The sequence below is a fragment of the Sphingobium sp. Leaf26 genome (genome assembly GCF_001421665.1).
Classification (GTDB): Bacteria; Pseudomonadota; Alphaproteobacteria; order Sphingomonadales; family Sphingomonadaceae; genus Sphingobium.
Genome location: NZ_LMKV01000009.1, coordinates 61,340 through 69,145 on the forward strand (window position 1 = coordinate 61,340; position 7,806 = coordinate 69,145).

7 protein-coding genes are annotated in these 7,806 nt (G+C 63.6%); all 7 read left to right on the plus strand.

The window, feature by feature from the left end; translation table 11 throughout:
* Positions 1–54 precede the first annotated feature (54 nt).
* The 7 genes from dapA to ASE85_RS08635 all read left to right on the plus strand — a co-directional run bounded on the left by dapA (position 55) and on the right by ASE85_RS08635 (position 7,626).
* Positions 55–933, plus strand: coding sequence for a 4-hydroxy-tetrahydrodipicolinate synthase (gene dapA, locus ASE85_RS08605; protein WP_056686676.1), 879 nt, complete (start codon positions 55–57; stop codon positions 931–933).
* 62 nt (positions 934–995) lie between these two features.
* Positions 996–1,478 carry an SsrA-binding protein SmpB gene (gene smpB, locus ASE85_RS08610; RefSeq protein WP_056686679.1) on the plus strand — a complete coding sequence of 161 codons (483 nt, stop codon included), beginning with the start codon at positions 996–998 and terminating at the stop codon, positions 1,476–1,478.
* Positions 1,479–1,481: 3 nt separating this feature from the next.
* Positions 1,482–2,075 (plus strand): DUF2062 domain-containing protein, encoded by a 594-nt coding sequence (locus ASE85_RS08615; protein WP_056686682.1) that lies wholly within the window; start codon positions 1,482–1,484, stop codon positions 2,073–2,075.
* A 38-nt stretch (positions 2,076–2,113) separates the two neighbouring features.
* A complete protein-coding gene (locus ASE85_RS08620) occupies positions 2,114–4,525 on the plus strand; it encodes an ATP-binding protein (RefSeq protein ID WP_443018493.1) in 2,412 nt (803 codons plus the stop codon).
* An 85-nt stretch (positions 4,526–4,610) separates the two neighbouring features.
* Positions 4,611–4,967, plus strand: coding sequence for a response regulator (locus ASE85_RS08625; RefSeq protein WP_056686685.1), 357 nt, complete (start codon positions 4,611–4,613; stop codon positions 4,965–4,967).
* A 173-nt stretch (positions 4,968–5,140) separates the two neighbouring features.
* Complete coding sequence (gene recA / locus ASE85_RS08630) at positions 5,141–6,214, plus strand: recombinase RecA (protein WP_056686688.1); 1,074 nt, start codon at positions 5,141–5,143, stop codon at positions 6,212–6,214.
* A 617-nt stretch (positions 6,215–6,831) separates the two neighbouring features.
* Positions 6,832–7,626: a transglutaminase-like domain-containing protein gene (locus tag ASE85_RS08635; RefSeq protein WP_056686691.1), complete on the plus strand. Its 795-nt coding sequence runs from the start codon at positions 6,832–6,834 to the stop codon at positions 7,624–7,626.
* Positions 7,627–7,806 lie beyond the last annotated feature (180 nt).

Here is a 7,806-nt window from a genome sequence, read left to right on the forward strand (position 1 = left end):
GCGCGGCTCGACCGATCATGCCCCGGCTGCCCGGAGATTTGAAGGAGTTTAATCATGTTTTCGGGCTCGATTCCGGCTCTGGTGACCCCGTTTCGCGACGGACGGGTGGATGAGGCGGCGTTTCGCGCGCTGGTCGACTGGCAGATCGCGGAAGGGTCGAGCGCGCTTGTTCCCTGCGGCACCACCGGCGAAAGCGCCACCATGACGGTGGAAGAGCATAACCGGGTCATCGCCATCTGCGTCGATCAGGCTGCCGGCCGCGTCCCCGTCATTGCCGGCTGCGGGTCGAACGACACGCGAATCGCGCTCGAACATATGTATGCCGCGCAGGGGGCCGGCGCGAACGCCGCTTTGGTCGTCGCACCCTATTATAACAAGCCCAATCAGGATGGCGTGTACCAGCATTTCGCGTACCTCGCCGAACGCTGCGACCTGCCGATCCTGCTCTACAATGTGCCCGGTCGCACCATCACCGACATCGGCGTCCCGGTCATGTACCGCCTGGCCGAGGAATATCAGTCGATCGTCGGGATCAAGGACGCCACCGGCAATCTTGGTCGCGTCACCGCCCAGCGCCTCGCCTGTGGTCCCGATTTCTGCCAGCTATCGGGCAATGACGAAACCGCGCTCGGCTTCAACGCGATGGGCGGCCGCGGCTGCATCAGCGTCACCGCCAATGTCGCGCCGCGCCTGTGCGCTGATTTCCAGGCGGCCTGCGCCGCGCATGACTGGGACGGCGCGCTGGCGTTGCAGGATCGCCTTTACCCGCTGCACGATGCGCTGTTCAGCGATTCGTCGCCCGGCCCGGTCAAATATGCGCTTACCCGCGTCCGCGCCGACATGCCCAGCGACGTCCGCCTGCCCATCACCTGGCCGTCGGAATCGAGCCGTTCGGCGGTCGATCGCGCGCTGGAGATCGCCGGCCTCGTGTAAAGTCGCGGCCGGTGGCCCATATAGATGTGGCCCCTTAGAGTGAAATGAGTAGTTAGACAGTCATGGCCCGTCCCCGCCCCGCTACCTTCGACAAGAAGAAGATCGTCGCCGAAAACCGGCGCGCGCGTTTCGATTATTTCATCGAGGACGTATTCGAAGCCGGCATCGCCCTGCAAGGGACGGAGGTGAAGGCCCTGCGCGGCGGTGAGGGCAATATCGCCGAAAGCTATGCCGAGGTGAAGGGCAATCAGGTGTTTCTGGTGAACAGCAACATCCCCGAATATAGCCACGGCAACCGCGAAAATCACGAACCAAAGCGCCCCCGCAAGCTGCTGCTGCATGAGCGGGAGATCGAGAAGATGCACAGCGCCGTGTCGCGCAAGGGCATGACGCTGGTGCCGCTGATGATCTATTTCAACAGCACTGGCCGCGCCAAGATCGAACTGGCGCTGGCCAAGGGCAAGCAGACCCACGACAAGCGCGAGACGATCAAGGATCGCGACTGGAAACGGGATCAGCAGCGCATCATGCGGGACAAGGGCTGATCCATGGACAATCGGCTCACCCGATGGTGGCATGCCAATGCCCCGACCCGCGAATCGCTGGAAAAGAGCCGTATCCTCGCCCCCGTCGCCCATCGCGTGCTGGAACCCTCGCTCTGGCGCTTCACCCGCCGCTCGGTGCCGCGCGGCGTGGCGCTGGGCCTGTTCGTAGGCATCTTCCTGCTGATCCCCGGCATCCAGATCGCCGGTGCGGCGTTGCTCGCACTGCCCTTCCGCGCGAACATCCCGGTGGCGGCGGCCATGACGTTCCTCTCCAACCCCGCGACCACCCCGCTCATCCTGATGGCGTCGGTGTGGCTGGGCAACTGGATGCTCGGCCGCAGCGCCGACGCATCGGGCTTCATGGCGCTGGTCGATGGCCATGCCTCGGTACGGGAATGGACCACATGGCTGTTGTCGGAGGCCGCCCCGGCCATGCTGATCGGCCTCTTCCTCATCTCGTTCGTCAGCGCCGTGATCGGCTATGTGGTCGCCGACTGGTTCTGGCGCCACCGCATGGGCCGGAAATGGCAGGCGCGCAAATTGAGGATTGGCAAGGTCCATAAAAGCGGCGCATTGGAGAAGGCGACGGGCGCCTGACGCCTGAGCGTTTTGGTACCAAAAGCAGGACATCGGGTTTGAAAAGAGGTGAAGAGGCCTGGCTGATCCAGCCACGCTCGCGACTGGCGTTGCCGCTGCTGATCCTGGCCGCGCTGGCGTCGGCTGCGCTTGTCCTCTATGCCGTGGGCAGCTGGCCGCTGGCCGCCGGATTCGGCGCCACCATCCTCACCGCCGCCGCTCTGCTGACCTGGTACCAGCATCTGTATCCGCCCCAGATATCCGACCGCGAAGCCACGCCCGACTGGACGGTCGCGCGCGCTGCCGCCGACGCCTCCAGCATGGCGATCGCCGTCACCGACCGGGCCGGCCGCCTTGTCTGCGCCAGCGACCTGTTCGGCGAATGGTTCCCCGGCTATCCGACCCCGCCCGCCGTCACCACCGACGAAGCGCTGGCCGATACGCTGGCCAAAGCCGCCCGCGCCGCCTGGCGCGATGGCGAGGCTAAGGTGGAGGGCTTCACCCAAGGTGCCCTGCGCCTCGATATCGACATCGCCCGCACCGGCCGGTCGGAAGACTATCTGCTCTGGCGCTTCACGCCTGTGCGCCAGCCCAGCGCTTTGGACGACGTCAACCGCTTCCTGACCGGGGAAGCCGGCCGCCAGTTGGGCGAAGCCGGCATCATGGCAGTGATGATCGGCGGGGAAGGCCGCATCCGCGCCGCCAATGGCGCCTTCATGTTGCGCGCCGCCGGGCGTATCGACGCCAATATCAGCGGCCGGGATTTCGCCGCCCATATGCGGGTGGATGACAAGGGCCGGCTGTTTCTCGCGCGGGAAGAGCAGGGCGGCCTGCCGCTGCGCCTGCTCCAGGTGCCGTTGAAGCGCGCCGCCCAGCCCAACGGGTCGCAGGCCTCGATGCAGGACGGGCCGATGCTGCTGCTGCTCATCGACGAGCCTTCGGGCGGTGGCGGCACGTCGGCGCTCTCCTATATCGAAACCCTGCTCTCGCTGCTGCCCTTCGGCCTTGCCATGGCGGACCGGGACGGCCGCGTCCTCTTCCTCAACAATGCCTTCGCCCGCGTCGCCGGCCTGCGCGATGGTGAAAAGCCCAGCTATCCCGGCGATCTCGTCGTGCGGGAGGATCAGGCGGCGGTGGCCGACGCGGTGCGCCGCTTTGCCGTCGGCCCGCAAATGTCGGGCGACATCGCCGTGCGCATGCGCGGCAATCCCGACGATCCGATCGCGCTGTCGCTGGCTGGCGTGCGCGGCCTTGGCGAAGCAGCGGTGCTGCTCAGCCTCAAGGACAATAGCGAGGAGAGCAATCTCAAGCGGCAGGTCGCGCAGGCGACCAAGATGCAGGCGATCGGCCAGCTCGCCGGCGGCGTCGCGCATGACTTCAACAATATCCTGACCGCGATCATCGGCCATTGCGACCTGATGCTGATGCGCCATACGCCGGGCGACAGCGATTATGACGATATCCAGCAGGTCAAATCGAACAGCAATCGCGCCGCCGGCCTCACCCGCCAGTTGCTCGCCTTCTCCCGGCAACAGACATTGCGTCCGCAAATCCTGCAACTGCCCGATATCGTCGCCGACGTTTCCACGCTGCTCAAGCGCCTGCTCGGCGAAAATGTGAAGCTGGACGTCACCCATGGTCGCAATCTGGGCGCGATCCGCGCCGATCCGGGGCAACTCGAGCAGGTGGTCGTCAATCTTGCGGTCAACGCCCGCGACGCCATGCCCGAAGGCGGTACCGTCAATATCCAGACCTATGCCGTCCCTGCCATCAAGGTGCGGGAAATGCGCCAGCAAATCCTGCCGGCGGCCGACTATACCGCGCTGCGCGTGTCCGACACCGGCCTTGGCATCCCGCCGGACATTCTCGCGAAGATCTTCGAACCCTTCTTCACTACCAAGGAACTGGGCAAGGGCACCGGCCTTGGCCTCTCCACCGTCTATGGCATCGTGAAACAGTCAGGCGGCTATATCTTCGCCGAATCCGAACTGGGCCGGGGCGCCAGCTTCGTCATCTACCTGCCGGTCCATAGTGGTGCCGACATCGAACAGGCCGCCGCGCCAAAGCTGCCCGTGCCGCGTGCCGAAACCTGGGGCACCGGCACCGTGCTGCTGGTGGAGGATGAGGATATGGTCCGTGCCGTCGCCGAACGCGCGCTGACGCGGCAAGGCTATAAGGTGCTGACCGCCAATGATGGCGAACAGGGGCTGGAAGTGCTGGACGGCGCGGAAAAGATCGACCTGCTGATTTCCGATGTGGTCATGCCCAATATGGACGGCCCCGCCATGGTGGCGCAGGCGCGACGCACCCATCCGAACCTGCCGGTATTGTTCATGTCCGGCTATGCGGAGGAACAGTTGCGCAAGTCGATCGACATCGCCAACGTCGCCTTCCTGCCCAAGCCCTTCTCCGTCAATCAACTGGCCGAAGCCGCGCGCGATGCGCTGGCCAGTGCATCGGCGGCGCAATAGCCCTGCGCTGGATCAAGGTGAATATGCTGGGCAATGCCGCCGCGATGCGGTAGCGATTCGGCTGTATCAACGGGGATTAAGCAGCATGTCGGACGCCAGGAGCATATTGATCGTCGAGGACGAGGCAATGATCGGCATGATGCTGGAGGATTATCTTGATGCGCTCGGCTATCGCCTGCACGGCCTCGCTGCCTCGGTCGATGAAGCCTGTGCGCTGGCCAGCGCGGGCGGTTTCGATGCCGCGCTGGTCGATTGCAACTTGCAGGGTGAAAAAAGCTGGCCCGTCGCCGACATATTGGCGCAGCAGGACATTCCCTTCGTGTTCGCCACCGGCGGTATGGCCGACGATTTGCCGCCCACCCATGCCGACCGGCCGACGCTCGCCAAGCCCTTCACCATCGGCGCCGTCGAGCGTGCGCTGGGCAAGATATTGGGCGGCTAGAGCATTGTCTAAACAGGCGGGATCGCCTGCTGGCTCGAATCACGCTCCAGGAAACGCCATCGCAGGAACAGGATAGGAAATTTCCGTTCCCCTCTTGTTCTTCTGGAACAAACAGGATACATCATCGTCCAGGCACACGGAATCATGGGTTCCGCTTGACAGAGGACTGGCCGATGACTGCACTGCTCTCACTCATCGATTCCAAGAAGACGGGAAACATGGACAGACAGAAAGCATTGGACGCGGCGCTCGCGCAGATCGACCGCGCCTTCGGCAAAGGCTCGGCGATGAAACTCGGCAGCCGGGAGAAGCTGGAGATCGAGTCCATCTCCACCGGCTCCCTTGGCCTCGACATCGCGCTCGGCATCGGTGGTTTGCCCAAAGGGCGGATCATCGAAATCTATGGTCCGGAAAGCTCCGGCAAGACGACGCTGGCACTGCATGCGATTGCCGAAGCGCAGAAAGGCGGCGGCACCGCTGCTTTTGTCGATGCGGAACATGCGCTTGATCCCGGTTACGCCAAGAAACTGGGGGTCGACATCGACGAACTGATCGTGTCGCAACCGGATACCGGCGAACAGGCGCTGGAAATCGTCGATACGCTGGTTCGCTCCAATGCCATCGACATATTGGTGATCGATTCGGTCGCGGCGCTGGTGCCGCGCGCGGAAATTGAAGGCGAAATGGGCGACAGCCATGTCGGTCTTCAGGCCCGCCTGATGAGCCAGGCGCTGCGCAAGCTGACCGGCTCGATCTCGCGGTCCAAGTGCATGGTGATCTTCATCAACCAGGTGCGCATGAAGATCGGCGTGATGTACGGTAACCCTGAAACCACGACCGGCGGTAACGCGCTGAAATTCTACGCATCGGTGCGTCTCGATATCCGCCGCACCGGCCAGATCAAGGATCGCGACGATATCGTCGGCAACGCGACCCGCGTGAAGGTGGTGAAGAACAAGGTCGCCCCGCCCTTCAAGCAGGTCGAATTCGATATCATGTATGGCGAAGGCATCTCCAAGATCGGTGAGATGCTCGACCTTGGCGTCAAGGCCGGGATCGTTGAAAAGTCGGGCGCTTGGTTTTCCTATGACTCGGTCCGCATCGGACAGGGCCGGGAAAATGCGAAGACCTATCTGAAGGAACATCCCGAACTGGCGGACAAGCTGGAACAGGCGATCCGCGGCAAGACCGAGGAAGTCGCCGAAGGTATGATGACCGGACCCGATGCGGAGGATGATGGCGAATAAGCCCTGACGGTGTGCCCGGCCGGATCAGCCGGATCGCACCCATGTGGCCCCCCGCCCGCCTTGCGCATCACGCACTGAAAAGGCCCGCCGCGTTTCCCACGCAGCGGGCCTTTTACCGTCTGGGTAAGGACGGGGCGCTTTCCGATAGGATCAGGGCAACGTAATAATATGTCCGAACTTGCGGGAAATGTGCGAAGTTAAGCCGCGCCAATCCTATCAGGCCGGCCATGACGGGCGCCGATATGGTCCAACACGTGCTAATGTAAAGCGGCTGTTCCCCGCTCCCCCGGCGCAGGCCGGGGGCCAGATCGACGGTCCGAACGGGCACTGTCACCAGCCGGAAAAGCAGGCATCTCAACGCACTGGAACGCATTTGAGTATGATGCGATTTCCGCCTTGTCTCCGAAGGCATGCTTCAAGCAGCACCAAATTGGGGCCCATTGGTTTCACCACATGATTTGCGCATCCCCCTGGCTCCAAACTTGGTGGCCTCCGGCAAACGAATCCCATCTATAACCCAGATCATGACCAATCCGCTTGCGTCCGCCTTGCAGCCCTTCGATGCTGCTCGGCGCAACGCCGAATCGGCTTGCCCCTCTCACATCGGAATTATCCCCATGCGCGTCGCGATCGAAGCGATACTCGACTATCAATTTGCGGAACCGACCGACGTCCTTCTGGCCGTGGAGGCGGCGGCCGTACCGGACCAGCGGGTCGTCACCCAGTCGCATATTATCGACAATGCCGGCCCGCTGACCAACAAGGTCGGCGGCAGCGGCATCGGTCGTCGCACCTGGACCCGCACCGGCACGGGGCGCATGCTCAGCACCTATCGGGCGACGGTGGACATCGACCGCCCGTCGGTCGATATCGCCAGCCTCGCCCGCAGCCCGCTCCCTAGCCTGCCGGAGGACGTCCTCCCCTTCATCTGGCCCAGCCGCTATTGCGAGGCCGACCGCTTCGTCAGCTTCGTCTGCGGGCATTTTGCCGATCTGGATGGCGGGGCGCTGGTGCAGGCGCTGGTCGACTGGGTCCATGACAATCTGGTCTATGTGCCGGGCAGTTCCGACATCACCACCACCGCCGCCGACACCTTCGTCGCGCAGCAGGGCGTCTGCCGCGACTACGCCCACCTCACCGCCGCGCTCATCCGTTCACGCGACATTCCCGCCCGGCTGGTATCGGTCTACGCCCTTGATCTTGATCCGCCAGACTTCCACGCCGTGGTCGAAGTCTGGCTGGACGGCGCATGGCATCTGGTCGACGCCACGGGCCTTGCGCCGGTCGAAACCATGGTCCGCATCGCCGTGGGCCGCGACGCCACCGACATCGCCTTCATGACCATCTTCGGCGGCGCCACCATGAACGCCCAGGCGATCAGCGTCACCCGCGTCGCCGACGACTTGGGGTAACAACTCAACTGGCCGCAGGCGGCGGGCTGTGCTTGAATGGCATCATGGAAATGCTCGACAGCTTGTTCCGCCGCTACGCCACTAGGCTGTAGTGACGATTTAATCATTTGAGCCATAGCATGATGCTGGCGAGCTTGATGAAGCCAAGGAAGTTGGCGGCGATCTTGTCGTATCGAGTAG

What these genes read in the sequence shown, in the direction of transcription:
- dapA (WP_056686676.1), top strand. Translation starts at nt 55, where the DNA reads ATGTTTTCGGGCTCGATTCCGGCTCTGGTGACCCCGTTTCGCGACGGA.
- recA (WP_056686688.1), top strand. Translation starts at nt 5,141, where the DNA reads ATGACTGCACTGCTCTCACTCATCGATTCCAAGAAGACGGGAAACATG.
- ASE85_RS08625 (WP_056686685.1), top strand. Translation starts at nt 4,611, where the DNA reads ATGTCGGACGCCAGGAGCATATTGATCGTCGAGGACGAGGCAATGATC.
- smpB (WP_056686679.1), top strand. Translation starts at nt 996, where the DNA reads ATGGCCCGTCCCCGCCCCGCTACCTTCGACAAGAAGAAGATCGTCGCC.
- ASE85_RS08615 (WP_056686682.1), top strand. Translation starts at nt 1,482, where the DNA reads ATGGACAATCGGCTCACCCGATGGTGGCATGCCAATGCCCCGACCCGC.
- ASE85_RS08635 (WP_056686691.1), top strand. Translation starts at nt 6,832, where the DNA reads ATGCGCGTCGCGATCGAAGCGATACTCGACTATCAATTTGCGGAACCG.